The organism is Cryobacterium aureum (assembly GCF_002954245.1).
In the GTDB taxonomy this organism is placed as follows: domain Bacteria; phylum Actinomycetota; class Actinomycetes; order Actinomycetales; family Microbacteriaceae; genus Cryobacterium; species Cryobacterium aureum.
The window spans coordinates 203,745-216,412 of the sequence record NZ_PPTG01000014.1; the positions used below are offsets into that span (position 1 = coordinate 203,745).

At 64.6% G+C, this 12,668-nt stretch carries 12 protein-coding genes; 4 read left to right on the forward strand and 8 right to left on the reverse strand.

Annotated elements, in window-relative coordinates; all coding sequences use genetic code 11:
- The first annotated feature begins 36 nt into the window (after positions 1–36).
- On the forward strand, positions 37–2,166 hold the full coding sequence (locus CJ028_RS06595) for a S9 family peptidase (protein ID WP_105034472.1): 2,130 nt from the start codon (positions 37–39) through the stop codon (positions 2,164–2,166).
- Between the two features lie 161 nt (positions 2,167–2,327).
- The gene (locus CJ028_RS20620; protein ID WP_129590401.1) at positions 2,328–3,140 is read left to right on the forward strand and encodes a variant leucine-rich repeat-containing protein; all 813 of its coding nucleotides are present in this window, start codon (positions 2,328–2,330) and stop codon (positions 3,138–3,140) included.
- A 100-nt stretch (positions 3,141–3,240) separates the two neighbouring features.
- Here CJ028_RS20620 and CJ028_RS06605 read toward each other — a convergent pair whose 3' ends face one another.
- Together CJ028_RS06605 and CJ028_RS06610 are read right to left on the reverse strand one after the other, a co-directional pair.
- Complete coding sequence (locus CJ028_RS06605) at positions 3,241–3,633, reverse strand: type II toxin-antitoxin system VapC family toxin (RefSeq protein WP_105034474.1); 393 nt, start codon at positions 3,631–3,633, stop codon at positions 3,241–3,243.
- A complete protein-coding gene (locus CJ028_RS06610) occupies positions 3,630–3,863 on the reverse strand; it encodes a type II toxin-antitoxin system Phd/YefM family antitoxin (RefSeq protein WP_105034475.1) in 234 nt (77 codons plus the stop codon). The genes CJ028_RS06605 and CJ028_RS06610 overlap by 4 nt, the downstream gene beginning before the upstream one ends.
- Before the next feature lie 79 nt (positions 3,864–3,942).
- On the opposite strand from CJ028_RS06610, the gene CJ028_RS06615 reads away from it, so the two are divergent.
- Positions 3,943–6,696, forward strand: a complete 2,754-nt coding sequence (locus tag CJ028_RS06615) for a DEAD/DEAH box helicase (RefSeq protein WP_105034476.1) — start codon at positions 3,943–3,945, stop codon at positions 6,694–6,696.
- On the opposite strand, the gene mgrA is transcribed toward CJ028_RS06615, so the two are convergent.
- From mgrA to CJ028_RS06645, 6 genes are all read right to left on the reverse strand, one after another.
- The gene (gene mgrA / locus CJ028_RS06620) at positions 6,697–7,722 is read right to left on the reverse strand and encodes an L-glyceraldehyde 3-phosphate reductase (protein ID WP_105034477.1); all 1,026 of its coding nucleotides are present in this window, start codon (positions 7,720–7,722) and stop codon (positions 6,697–6,699) included.
- Positions 7,719–8,492, reverse strand: coding sequence for a glycosyltransferase (locus CJ028_RS06625; protein WP_240607130.1), 774 nt, complete (start codon positions 8,490–8,492; stop codon positions 7,719–7,721). Before CJ028_RS06625 ends, mgrA begins: the two co-directional genes overlap by 4 nt.
- Positions 8,489–9,889, reverse strand: a complete 1,401-nt coding sequence (locus tag CJ028_RS06630; protein WP_105034478.1) for a bifunctional PIG-L family deacetylase/class I SAM-dependent methyltransferase — start codon at positions 9,887–9,889, stop codon at positions 8,489–8,491. Before CJ028_RS06630 ends, CJ028_RS06625 begins: the two co-directional genes overlap by 4 nt.
- Positions 9,883–10,920, reverse strand: a complete 1,038-nt coding sequence (locus tag CJ028_RS06635) for an acyl-CoA dehydrogenase family protein (RefSeq protein ID WP_105034479.1) — start codon at positions 10,918–10,920, stop codon at positions 9,883–9,885. Before CJ028_RS06635 ends, CJ028_RS06630 begins: the two co-directional genes overlap by 7 nt.
- A gap of 37 nt (positions 10,921–10,957) precedes the next feature.
- The gene (locus CJ028_RS06640; protein WP_105034480.1) at positions 10,958–11,446 is read right to left on the reverse strand and encodes a Dps family protein; all 489 of its coding nucleotides are present in this window, start codon (positions 11,444–11,446) and stop codon (positions 10,958–10,960) included.
- Positions 11,447–11,617: 171 nt separating this feature from the next.
- Positions 11,618–11,941: a hypothetical protein gene (locus CJ028_RS06645; protein ID WP_105034481.1), complete on the reverse strand. Its 324-nt coding sequence runs from the start codon at positions 11,939–11,941 to the stop codon at positions 11,618–11,620.
- A 137-nt stretch (positions 11,942–12,078) separates the two neighbouring features.
- Between CJ028_RS06645 and CJ028_RS06650 the strand changes: the two genes are divergently transcribed.
- Entirely contained in the window at positions 12,079–12,636 is a 558-nt protein-coding gene (locus CJ028_RS06650) for an MOSC domain-containing protein (protein WP_105034482.1), read from the forward strand.
- The last annotated feature ends 32 nt before the right edge of the window (positions 12,637–12,668 follow it).

Genomic DNA, 12,668 nt, shown 5'->3' on the forward strand with positions numbered 1-12,668 from the left:
CGGGAAGCGAGAGTAAGGACGAACTACGCTGGGGGGATGACCTCTGGCCCGATCACACCTCCCGTCGCAGCTCCCGTCGCAGCCAAGAAGCCGCAGCATCGCGAACACCACAACGACGTCTATATCGACGACTACGAGTGGCTGCGCGACAAGGACAGCCCAGAGGTCATCGCCCACCTCCAGGCCGAGAACAGCTACACCGAAGCTCGCACCATCAATCAGGGGCCGCTCCGGCAGCAGATCTTCGACGAGATCAAGAACCGCACTCAGGAGACCGACCTGAGCGTTCCGGTGCGTCGCGGCGACTTCTGGTACTACACCCGCACCGTGGAGGGCCAGGAATACGGCATCCACTGTCGGGCACCGATCAGCGGCCCCGATGACTGGGCCGCGCCGATACTCGGTGACGCCCACCAGAGCGTGCCCGGCGAGCAAATTCTGCTCGATGACAACGTCGAAGCCGACGGCCACGAATTCTTCTCGCTCGGCAGCTTCGACCTGAGCGACGACGGCACCCAATTGTTGTACGCCGTCGACGTCGAGGGCGACGAACGCTACACGATTCGGGTGCGCACCATCGCGACCGGTGAGAACCTCACGGACACGATCGAAAACACCAGCGCCGGCGCCCTGTTCGACCCGAGCGGACGCTACCTGTTCTACACCACCGTCGACGATGCCTGGCGCCCCGACACCGTGTGGCGGCACGAAATCGGCGCAGCACGAGACACTGATACCAGTATCTTTCACGAACCCGACGAACGATTCTGGGTGGGCGTCGGCATCACGCGCAGCCGCAAGTTCCTCATGATCGAGGCCGGTTCGAGCGTCACCACCGAGTCCTGGGTGCTCGATGCGGGCAACCCGACCGGCGAGTTCTCCGTGGTCTGGCCCCGGCAGGACAACACGGAATACGACGTTGAGCACGCCGTCATCGACGGTGAAGACCGCCTGCTGATCGTCCACAACGGTGGCGGTGCGGTCAATTTCGAGCTGGTCAGCGTCGCAGCCGAAGATCCGCAGGGCGAGAAGCGGATGCTGCTGCCGCACGACCCGCAAGTTCGCCTCGAGAGCGTCGACGCCTTTGCCGACTTTCTGGTCGTGGAGTACCGCAGGGACGGCCTCACCCGGCTCGCCATCGACCGCCACGACGCGAGCGGGCTGACCGAACTGGACTTCGACGAGCCCCTGTTCGCCGTCGGTTCGGCCGGCAACCCGGAGTGGACCCAACCCACCCTGCGGTTCGGTTTCACGAGCTTCGTCACCCCGTCGACGGTCTATGACCTCGTCGTTGCAACGGGCGAGCGACGCCTGCTCAAGCAGCAGCGCGTGCTCGGCGGCTACGACCCCGCGCTCTATGAACAGCGCCGGGAGTGGTCCACCGCCGACGACGGCACCCGGGTGCCGATCTCGCTGGTCTACCGCCGCGACCTCGTCACGCCCGGCACCCCGGCCCCGACTCTGCTCTACGGCTACGGATCGTACGAGCACAGCATCGACCCCGGATTCGGCATCGCCCGGCTCAGTCTGCTCGACCGCGGCATGATCTTCGCCATCGCGCACGTGCGCGGCGGCGGGGAGCTCGGCCGTACCTGGTACGAAAACGGCAAGACGACCACCAAGCGCAACACCTTTACCGACTTCGTGACTTGCGCCCGTCACCTCATCGACGCGGGTTTCACCAGCCCGGCCCAGCTGGTGGCCGAGGGAGGCAGCGCCGGCGGACTGCTCATGGGCGCCGTCGCAAACCTCGCGCCCGAGCTCTTCTCCGGCATTCTCGCCGAGGTTCCGTTCGTCGACGCGCTCACCTCGATCCTCGACCCGTCGCTGCCTCTGACCGTGATCGAGTGGGATGAATGGGGCGATCCCCTGCACGACGCCGACGTGTACGCGTACATGAAGTCGTACTCCCCCGTCGAGAACGTGCGGGCCGTCGCCTACCCGGCGATTCTGGCCGTGACCAGCCTGAACGACACCCGGGTGCTCTACGTCGAGCCGGCAAAATGGGTGGCCAAGCTACGCGAAGTGGGTGCGGATGCCCTGCTCAAGACCGAAATGTCGGCCGGTCACGGCGGCGTTTCCGGTCGGTACAGTGCCTGGCACGAGCGCGCGTTCAACTACGCCTGGGTGCTCGATGCCGCCGGCCTGAATGCCTCCGTCGAATGAACCGGCGCTTATTTCGTGGTGAGGGGTCGCCGAGGAAGGCTGCCCTCGGACTTTTTCAGTAGTCCAGTGCGCGGTGTTTCGCTACCTCGTAAATCCAACGAATTCAACTCGGAGAATGACACCACTCAGGGGGACGCGGCACTCGCCGTGAGCCTGCTAGCGTGCGAAGACTGGTTGAAAATCGTTTAGGAGCAGGGGTATCGACAGTGCTCGAAGGAAGAGATTATGCCGAGGCGGCGAATCCAGCGACGGAGCAGGATCGGCTTCGAGAACTCTCCCGCCATCCCGAATTACAGCCTCTGATCGCGGCCAACCCGAGCACGTATCCAGCTCTTCGCGACTGGATTGGCACGCAAGGCCAAGTTGCACCAATCCGGACAGACAGTGAATCTCTCAGCGTCACACCGGCTGAAGACTTCAGCAGAGTGTCACCGCCCGGTAGATACGACGGATTAGCGATCAGCGCTCTGATCGCAGCCATTATCGTCCCTCCGGTCGGAGTTATTCTCGGAGCCGTGGCGCGATCGCGACATCGATCTAAGCTTGCGACGACGTCAATAGCACTCGGGGCAGTTTTCACGCTCACACTTTCAAGCACCATTGTTGGAGGGGCGTTGCTGATCGGAAAGCTTCAGCACGATGCACAAGTGATGGCATTTTGCGTCGCGTCAGCGGACAATCTTCTGATCGGAAACGACGGGTGGACGGACCCCTTCCGAGAAGTGTCTGAATCCGATCGACCAGCTTTCATCAACGCGAATCGGGCCGAGATTGAAACGTGGAAGAGCGATTTCGATGCACTTGCCCGCGCGGTACCCGAGAGGGACGCTGAGGGCCTTGCCGATACCATGTATGGCGCCAGCCTGGCGCTTTCAGACATCCTTGGCAGCGCTGCGACCGAGGGCGATCTTTGGCAGAATCTCGAAGAGGGTCTAGGCAACTCCACCGGATGGCGTACTCGGAATTGCGCGTAGGGAACCTTCGCAAAGTCAAACGGTTGAGTTCACACCCAGGTACTACTCAACGTCCCATTCAAGCAGGTCAGATCACGCCCCAAGATTATGCACCGCAATTCTACGCCCAGAGCGTTTGGACGCCACTAATTGACCGGAACGCTTCGTCAGAGGTCACCAGGGTCAGCCCCTCGAGAATGCACTGGGCCGCGAGCATCCGGTCGAACGGATCTTTGTGCGCCCATTCCAGTTGACCGGCAGCGATCGCATGCCGACTGGTGATGGGCAGCTCGATAGCACCCAAGCGGTCCAGATATTCTGGGAACGCCAGCACGATTGGTTCGGCATCCGAGAGTTTTCCAGCACGGTGCTTCATCGCGATTTCCCAGGGAGTGGCGGCGGAGATGAGAAGTCCATTTGCTCGATCGCTGATAACGGCAGCGACCTCCGGTTTGAGGCGGGAGGGTTCCCACACACTCCAGAGAAAGATGTGCGTGTCGAGGAGAAGCCTCATTCGCCGCTCCACAGTTTGAGTTCGTCGTCGGGCAGGGGCTCGAAGAACGAAGCGGGAACCTGCCCACCGGGAGAGAATCCCAGCTCGCGGGGAGGCGGGGCATTCAGCGCCGAGAGGCGGGCGATCGGGTTGCCGCCACGAGCGATGATGATCTCCTCGCCGCGCTCCACGCGCGCCAGCAGCTCGGAAAGCCGGGTCTTGGCATCCTGCACATTGACGTAGTCGGTCATGTTGACCAAGTTTAGTTGACTAGCACCGGTATAGCCAGCGAGTTGAGTCAGATCTGACGCCACGTGAGAACATAGGGGAATGTCGGATTCTGAGGGCACCCCGGCGAAGGCGCTCGAAGATACCCCGGCGTGGAAGCGGCTGGTGCTGCCTCCGGAAGCGCCGCGCGGGGCATCCGCTTTGCCGCGTATCGGTAATTTCGGTCAGCCTCGGCTGACCCCGAAGGGCCCGAAAGTACCGATGGGGCTGCAGTTTGAGCTGCGCGAGCAGACGCCGCGCACCAACGACCGCTGGCGCGGGCCGACAGCCAAGCCGGTGAAGGCGCTCGAGCCCGGCCACGGCGACTACCGGCTCGGTGTGCGGCCGGTCATTCAGAACCCGAATGGCAACTGGGTGCGCAGCAACGTCACCTGGAGCCACCTCACCTTTCAGCTGAACCGGTTCAACCTCGATCCAGAGCACCACCGCTGGATCTCCCAGTTCGCCGCCCTGTACAAGGCCGTGCGCGAGGTCTACACCAGCCAGGAAACCGACTGGATCTACCTCGATAATTTCACCAGTCCGCTGCTCTGGCCTCTGCTGCGCGAGGCTGAGCAGCTCGGCATCGGCTTGGTCGGCAACAAAAAAGACGTCGCCGTGCGGGTCGGTTCGCTCGCCGAGATCAGCCTCGACGCCTCCCAACCGGATGCCGCCGGCCCGGTCACCCTGCAAGCCCGGCTGCAGATCGACGGCGCCCTGCACTCGCTCGAACCCGCCGGAATCATCGCGGGCCACGGCGTTTATAGTGTGCGGTTCGGCACCCCGACCATGTTCACGCTCGCGCCGACGGCTGGCCCGCTGAGCGAGGTGCAGCGTCACCTGGTCACCCAGGTCGAGTCGGCGAGCGTTCCTGCAGCCGACACGGCCGAGTTTCTGGGCACGGTCTACCCGGCCCTGCAGCGCCGGGTGTCGGTCACCAGCACGGATTCGTCGGTGCATTTTCCCGAGGTACTGCCCGACAACTTTGAGCGTACCGAAACGCCCCACCTCGTGATCACGACCGTCGAGACCGACCAGCGCGACTGGTTCGACCTCGGCGTGATCGTCACGGTCGGCGCGATCACCGTGCCGTTCGGGCCGCTGTTCAAGGCGCTCGCAAAGGGCCAGTCCCGCCTGAAACTGGTCGACAACAGCTACCTGTCGCTCAAGCAACCCGAGTTCGAGCAGCTGCACGCGCTCATCGACGAAGCCCGCGCGCTGCAGGAGTGGCAGACGGGCCTGCGCATCAGCCGCTACCAGGCCAGCCTGTGGAGCGATTTCGAAGACCTCGCCGACGAGACCGTGCCGGCCGTGTCGTGGCGGGCGGCCGCCGCGGGGCTCAAAGACCTCAGCGGCGTCGACGCTATCGCGCTCCCCGATGGAGTGCACGCCACCCTCCGCCCGTACCAGCAGGAGGGTTTCGCCTGGCTCGCTTTTCTCTGGAAGCACCAGCTCGGTGGGGTGCTCGCCGACGATATGGGGCTCGGCAAGACGCTGCAGACGCTCGCGATGCTGGTGCACGCACGCGGGTCAGGGCCGTTTCTGGTCGTGGCACCGACATCCGTTGTCATGAACTGGCGCAGCGAGTCGACTCGGTTCACTCCGGGGCTGCGCGTGCGCACGCTTACCGCGACCGAGGCGAAGAGTCGCACCCTGATAGCGGATGCCGCTGCCGACGTTGATGTGCTCGTCACCTCCTACGCCCTGTTCCGTCTCGATTTCGACGCATACCAGGCGGTTTCCTGGGCCGGACTCGTTCTCGACGAGGCGCAGTTCGTGAAGAACCGCACGAGCCGAGCGTATGCCTGCGCGAAGGAACTGAACACACCGTTCAAACTGGCGATCACGGGCACACCACTCGAGAACAATCTGATGGACCTGTGGTCGCTGTTCAGCATTGTGGCTCCTGGCTTGTTCGCGTCGTCGCGTAAGTTCACCGAGGAGTACGTGCGGCCGGTGACGCGTGGGCCAGTGACGCGTGGGCCAGTAACGATTGGGCCAGTGACGATTGGATCTGGCCCGGAGCGACTGGCGAAGCTGCGCCGACGCATCCGCCCGCTGATTTTGCGCCGTACCAAGGAGGTCGTGGCCCGCGATCTGCCACCGAAGCAGGAACAGGAGCTGCAGATCGCGCTGAATCCGGCGCACCAGAAGCTCTACGACACGTTTCTGCAGCGCGAAAGGCAGAAACTGTACGGGCTGATCGAGGAGCTCGACAAAAACCGCTTCATCATTTTTCGCTCGCTCACCCTGCTGCGGCTGCTCAGTCTCGACGCTTCGCTGGTCGATAAGAAGTATGCCGGCGTGCGCTCGAGCAAGCTTGACGCCCTGTTCGAGCAGCTCGACGACGTCATTGCCGAGGGGCACAAGGCTCTCATTTTTAGCCAGTTCACCTCGTTTCTGAAGCTCGCCGCCGCCCGGCTCGATGCACTGGGTGTTCCGTACTGCTACCTCGACGGGTCGACGCTGCGCCGCAGTGAGGTGATCGACCGGTTCAAGAGCGGGGCCGCGCCGGTGTTTCTGATCAGCCTCAAGGCCGGCGGCTTCGGCCTCAACCTCACCGAAGCCGACTACGTCTTTCTGCTCGACCCGTGGTGGAACCCACAGACCGAAGCGCAGGCCATCGACCGCACCCACCGCATCGGCCAGACCCGCAACGTGATGGTGTACCGGCTGGTCGCCACCGGCACCATCGAGGAAAAGGTGGTGGAGCTGGCGAAGCAGAAGTCCCAGCTGTTCACCGCGGTGCTCGACGACGATGCCATGTTCAGCACCGCGCTCACCGCCGACGACATTCGCGGCCTGCTCGAGCCCTGATTAGACGGCGCTCGAAGCCGCCCACAGGTTGATGCCGTTGTCGACGGCGTGCACGTCAATGGCGGTCAGTTCCTCGGCGGTGAAGTCGAGGTTCTGCAGCGCCCCTACATTCGCCTCGAGCTGCGCCACCGACGACGCTCCAATCAGGGCGCTCGTCACCTCGGAATTGCGCAGCACCCAGGCCAGTGCCAGCTGGGCCAGTGACTGGCCACGACCGGAGGCGATCTCGGTCAAGGCGCGGATATGGGTCAGCGCCTCGGCGCTCACCATGGACTTTTTCGCCGAGCCCTCCCGCGCCACGCGCGAGTCCGCGGGGATACCGCCGAGGTAGCGGTCGGTGAGTAGCCCCTGGGCCAGCGGCGAGAACGCGATGCAGCCGGCGCCGATGTCATCGAGCGTGTTGAGCAGGTCGTCCTCGACCCACCGATTGAACATCGAATAGGAAGGCTGGTGAATCAGCAGCGGGGTGCCGAGATCGGCCAGAATCGCGGCCGCTTCTCGGGTGCGTTCGGGCGAGTACGACGAGATTCCAGCGTAGAGGGCGCGGCCGCTCGTGACGGCGGCGTGCAGTGCGCCCATGGTCTCTTCGAGCGGGGTGTCGGGGTCGGCCCGGTGGGAGTAGAAGATGTCGACGTAGTCCACCCCCATGCGGGAGAGCGACTGGTCGAGGCTCGACAACAGGTATTTGCGGCTGCCGAAGTTGCCGTAGGGGCCCGGCCACATGTCGTAACCGGCCTTGGTCGAGAGCACGAGTTCGTCGCGGTGGGCACTGAAATCTTCTCGGAACAGCTTGCCAAAGTTCGTTTCGGCCGAGCCGTAGGGAGGACCGTAGTTGTTGGCGAGGTCGAAGTGGGTGATACCAAGATCGAAGGCCCGACGCAGAATGGCGCGCTGCGTTGCGAGCGGCTTGTCATCACCGAAGTTCTGCCACAGGCCAAGCGAAATAGCGGGAAGTTTCAGGCCGCTGCGCCCGGCACGACGGTAGGGCATGGACTCGTATCGGGATTCATTCGGAAGATAAGTCATCTGAACATGATCCCATTCTTCTGTTCGACGTCGACATGATCGCGCAGATAGCCGGCGAATCCGGCCGGGGTGCGTCCCTCCCGCCGGCCCGAGGTCAGCACGGGAATCAGCGCTGTGCGGGCCTCAACCACCGCCAGACTGCGTAGCGCGGCAACCAGCAGTACGTCTTCATCTCGGTCGACCGGCGCAAATTCGCCGGCGGCGAGGTAGCGATCAGCCCGCACGCCCAGGTTGGCACCGTGAACGTGCGGATGTCCTTCGGCGATCAGGTGCTGCGCCTCCCAGCGCAGCAGCTCGTGAGCGGCCAGATCGTCGTCGGGCTGCACAGTTCCGAGCACGAGCTCGGCCCCGTTACGGGCCAGGGCCAGCTGCGTTACCAGCCAGTTGGGGGGCACGGCCGAGTCTGCATCCGTCGTCGCGATCCAGATCTGTGCAGCGGATGCCGCGCCATCCGTTTGTGAATGCCACAGCCGTCTCAGCGCGTGCCGAATACCGTCACGGCGGGCTACGCCGACGGCTCCCGCCTCAATCTCGTGGCGGCAAAAAGAGGTCCAGTGTGCGGCAACGCGCGCGGACAGATCGATGCACTGGTCGAGCACCAGATGCACGAATACTTGCGGTCGCTCCGAAACCGGCACGACACTCAGCGCGTCGATTGCCGCAGACAGCGCGGTCAAGCAGCGCGGCAGCAGCACCTGTTCGTTGCGCACGGGAACGACGATCACCACGTCTGTGATCGGCACAGCGCCGATGTGCGCGAGCCCGGTCACGGAACCAGCCCGTCGCGCTGGGCCACAGATAGGGCCGGCCGCTGCTCGTAGACTTCGAGTACGAAATCGCGTTCCAGGTGATGCACGGTGCGCTGCAACCCCACCACGTGGGTGAGTTGCGCGTGCACCGCGTCGCCGGTAAGCGGATAATCGGCAACCGTATGCCGCCAGTGACAGGCCACGAGAACCCCGCCGGCGGCGAGACTGGCGCGGCACCGTTCGAGCAGGCGACGCAGGTCGGCGGCCGAGCAATAATACCCAACCTCCGACAGCACGATCAGCCCGAACTCGCCCTCCGGCCAGTCCCCCGGCAGCGTTCTGCGCTCAAAACTCACTCCGGGACGGCCCGCGAGTCGTTGCCTGGCAATGACGAGCGGCTGCTCCACCAGATCGACTCCCAACACGGTGTCACAGCGGTCGGCCAGTTCGGCGGTGAGCACACCGGTGGAGCAGCCCAATTCCAGCGCTGTACCAAACCGCTGCCGGGGCAGGGCCGCAATGAGGGCCGCTCGTTTGCGTTTCTCGTACCACCGGGTCTCAAAACCCCACGGGTCAGGGCCGGATGAATAGACGGAGTCGAAATACCCGGCGGTAAGAGTGTGGTCGGGGTCGGCGCGCGCATCCGTTGGCGAGTTTGGCCGCGCATCCATCTCAATCAGCGTTTCGTAGTCGCGCGCGAAGTGCGCCCGAAAGCCGGGCGGAACGATGGCTTCATCGCCGGGGAAATCCGACAGGGGCCCCACCTGGCTGCGATGCAACGCGAGGGCACGAGCTTTGGCCTTGCGTTCGTCGGGCTTCAGCTGAAACAACCGAACGGTTTCAGCAGACCACACCGGATCCACGGGGGACGACCAATGCCAGGCCCAGATCGGATATTCGAACAGGCGCGCCCGACGTTGCCACACCGCCCGCTGCGCGGCCGCACTGGCTGCTGCATGATCCGGATGCCCGTCGGCGCGCCACGGCGCCACCACCCAGGTCGAGTCGCCCGCATCGCCGATCGCCTCGGCGATCGCTCCCTGAGCGATGGCCACGTGCTCGGCGAGTTTGCCATCGGGAAGTTCCAGCAGGTGAATCTGAGCATTAGGGGCAAGCTGAGCCAGGGCATCCGTCACCTCGATGCGGCGGATCTGCGCGAGTCTCGCCGGATCATGGGTCTGCGATTGCGGGTGCGACGCCTCGCCGTTGCTGAGCACGATCACGACGATCGGCAGCCCGAGCCCGGCAACATGAGCGATGAGGCCGCCGACACCGAGGCTCTCGTCGTCGGGATGCGCCGACACCACGATCAGGCGTTGGAGGGTGTCGAGGCCAAGTGCGCTGAACCGATCGGGTAAGTGGGCGGCTTCCCAGGCCTTCTCGGGCGTTCCGCTGTCGGAATGATCGAACGTCACCATGGTGCACTCCCCGTCATCATGAGCATGTGGCCCAACGCCGCATCATCGCGCTCGGCGTGGTGCTGCCGCACATACAGTTCCAGGTCGGCGACCCGCTGGGCATGCCGGGCGTCGAGGGCGAGTGGGGCTGGCCCCAGTGCATGCCCGATGTGGAATATAACGTCGTCTACCGTGCGGGCGACGATTCCGCGCACGCGTGCAGCGAGGATGGAACCGGCCGGCCCGTCGGCGGCACCGCCATCAATGTCTGCTGCGGCTGCTGCAAGTGCATATTTGGCCCCGGTCACGGCCAGGTCGACAGCTCCGAGGTGGGCGAGGGCGAGCTGGTCAGGAGCGCGACCCCCGGCGGAGTCGAAGAGTGTGCGCGCCAGTCCCACGGCACCGCCACACCACGCTGCTGCCACACCGATACCGCCCCAGGCGAAGCCCGGTCGGCTCAGGTACCATCCGTCGCCGCCGACCGGATCGGCAGCCACCTGCGAGAAATCGACCGGGCCGCTCGTCACCTGAGCGAGCCCGCGGGCCACCCAGACGTCGTCGTGCACGGTCAGACCGGGTTGACGCAGGTCGACGGCGAACAGCCGTCGACCTGGTGGGCCGTCCGCGCGAGCAACGTGTGCTGTCACGAGGGCGTGACTGAGAAGTCCGGCAAGCGAACACCACGGCTTGGTCCCGTCGAGCCGCCAGCCGCCATCCGCTGGCATGGCCGTCAGTGTCAGCCCAGGCCCCTCCGCCGCAAACACGCCCCACGTTTGGTCTGGCCGGGGCGGGTAGCCTGCCTGGTGGAGTATTGCCAGCGCGTCAAGGTGCGCCTCGACGACCCGAGCCGCCGTGAGGTCAGCGGCCGCGAGCGTCGAGAGGGCGTCGAAGAGCTGCATGGTGTGTCCTTCCCCCGGTCGGGGAACGGATGCGAGAGAGCTCGCGAGCGCCAGCGCCCGCCGCGCGTCACCGTTAACCGCTCGGGCAGCGGCGGCAAGATCACCCTGAACCGTGAGAAATTCTGCCGGCCTCAGTTTCGCTTCAAGCCTCATGACGCCCCTCTCGACTCACGAAGCCGGATCGTTCTCGTCAGGAGGCGCGGTGGGCGGATTTCGCCGCGGAGCGCTTGCGCGGTTTGCGGTTCTCCGCGCTGACCATCCAGGAATACTGCTCGAGCTTCTCGATGAAGGCGTGGAGGATGTCGGCGCTGGTGGGGTCTTCCTCGTCGACCTCATCGTGCACCTTGCGCATGTTGTCGACGACAGCATCGAGGCGTTCGGTGATGAGCGTCACCGTCTCGGCGGTGTCGACTTCTCCGTCGGGAAACTTGGGCAGGTTGGTGGTTTTGGTGACCGTCTCGCTGCGGCCGTCGGGCATTGCGTCGAGGGCGCGCATCCGCTCGGCGACTTCGTCGGAAAATTCGCGCGCGTCAACGATGATCTCGTCGAGCTGCAGGTGCAGGTCGCGAAAGTTCTTACCGACGACGCTCCAGTGTGCCTGCTTGCCCTGAACGTGTAGCTCGATCAGGTCGACCAGAACGGACTGCAGGTTGTTGCTGAGTGTTGCGGAGGCGTGCATGATGTCCTTTCAATTCGGGAGATTTGCCTCAAGACCATATCACCGCCGCGGAATCTGGGCCACAATGCCATCACCCGATCGCGGACCGCAGACCGACGTGCGGCCCCCGGCAGCCGGGTGGCGCTGGCGGGTGGCGCTGGCGAGCTGGCCAGATGCACAGATCGCGTCGACTCAGTCGGGGCCAGTTGTGCGCGGTGGCCGCGGCTTGCTGTATTTCTTGTGTGCGGTCTGCGGGGCGGTACCGAGGATGCGCGCGATATCGGCCCAGGTACCGCCGCCGTCGTGCATGGCGGTCACCGCCGCGGTGACCCGCAGGTTGACCTCAACCCGATCGCGCACCGCTCGTTCCAACTCTCGTTCGAGAGCCCGGTAGGGGCGCGCGATATACGGTGCCGGTTCGTCCGCGCGTTCGACCATTTGACCGGCTTCAACTTGGGGCGCAGGCGCTGTCACGGTGAGGGACTCGTCGGGCTGGCCCGGGGCAACACTGGTCATCGGCAACCTTTCCACTGATGCAATGTAGGCCCAGCATGTTGCCGCGTCAACCGCTTGACACAAACGTTTTGACGCCTGCGCTGCCGGTATTACACACGTCTCTTCGAACGTGCGTGCGCTGTGGCAGAATCGATGGAATGACACTTTACGGACCTGCTGGCACGGTCGTTTCCGTCAGCCGTGACGACGAACACCGCTTCAGCAAACCGGTGGTGAGCAGCATCCGTTTGATGGCCGGATTCGGCGTCGAAGGCGACTCGCACGCTGGCACCACGGCGCAACACCTCTATCTGAAGAAGCGCAACCCCTCGGCTCCGAACCTCTGCCAGGTGCACTTCATCGCCGCCGAACTCTTCGACGATCTGGTCCCAACCGGCTACACGGTGGCTCCGGGCGAACTCGGCGAGAACGTGACGACCACCGGAATCGACCTGATGCATCTGCCGATCGGCACCCTGCTGCACCTCGGTGCCGAGGCTTCGGTTTCGATCACCGGCATGCGCAGTCCGTGCTCGCAGATCAACGGGTACCAAAAAGGTCTGATGAAGCAGCTAATCAGAACGGATGCCGCCGGCACCGTTGAGCGCCGCGGCGGCATCATGGGCGTCGTGGTCACCGGCGGTGTCGTGCACCCGGGCGACGGCATCCGGGTGGCACTGCCCGCCGGCGAGCAACTCCCCCTCGGCGTCGTCTAGCCGCGCCCCGGGCCCACCTTATGACCGTGGGC

Excerpts from the sequence above, each read along its gene's own strand:
- CJ028_RS06595 (WP_105034472.1), top strand. The coding sequence starts at position 37 with ATGACCTCTGGCCCGATCACACCTCCCGTCGCAGCTCCCGTCGCAGCC.
- CJ028_RS06605 (WP_105034474.1), bottom strand. The coding sequence starts at position 3,633 with ATGAGGCTTCTCCTCGACACGCACATCTTTCTCTGGAGTGTGTGGGAA.
- CJ028_RS06610 (WP_105034475.1), bottom strand. The coding sequence starts at position 3,863 with ATGACCGACTACGTCAATGTGCAGGATGCCAAGACCCGGCTTTCCGAG.
- CJ028_RS06615 (WP_105034476.1), top strand. The coding sequence starts at position 3,943 with ATGTCGGATTCTGAGGGCACCCCGGCGAAGGCGCTCGAAGATACCCCG.
- mgrA (WP_105034477.1), bottom strand. The coding sequence starts at position 7,722 with ATGACTTATCTTCCGAATGAATCCCGATACGAGTCCATGCCCTACCGT.
- CJ028_RS06630 (WP_105034478.1), bottom strand. The coding sequence starts at position 9,889 with ATGGTGACGTTCGATCATTCCGACAGCGGAACGCCCGAGAAGGCCTGG.
- CJ028_RS06635 (WP_105034479.1), bottom strand. The coding sequence starts at position 10,920 with ATGAGGCTTGAAGCGAAACTGAGGCCGGCAGAATTTCTCACGGTTCAG.
- CJ028_RS06640 (WP_105034480.1), bottom strand. The coding sequence starts at position 11,446 with ATGCACGCCTCCGCAACACTCAGCAACAACCTGCAGTCCGTTCTGGTC.
- CJ028_RS06645 (WP_105034481.1), bottom strand. The coding sequence starts at position 11,941 with ATGACCAGTGTTGCCCCGGGCCAGCCCGACGAGTCCCTCACCGTGACA.
- CJ028_RS06650 (WP_105034482.1), top strand. The coding sequence starts at position 12,079 with ATGACACTTTACGGACCTGCTGGCACGGTCGTTTCCGTCAGCCGTGAC.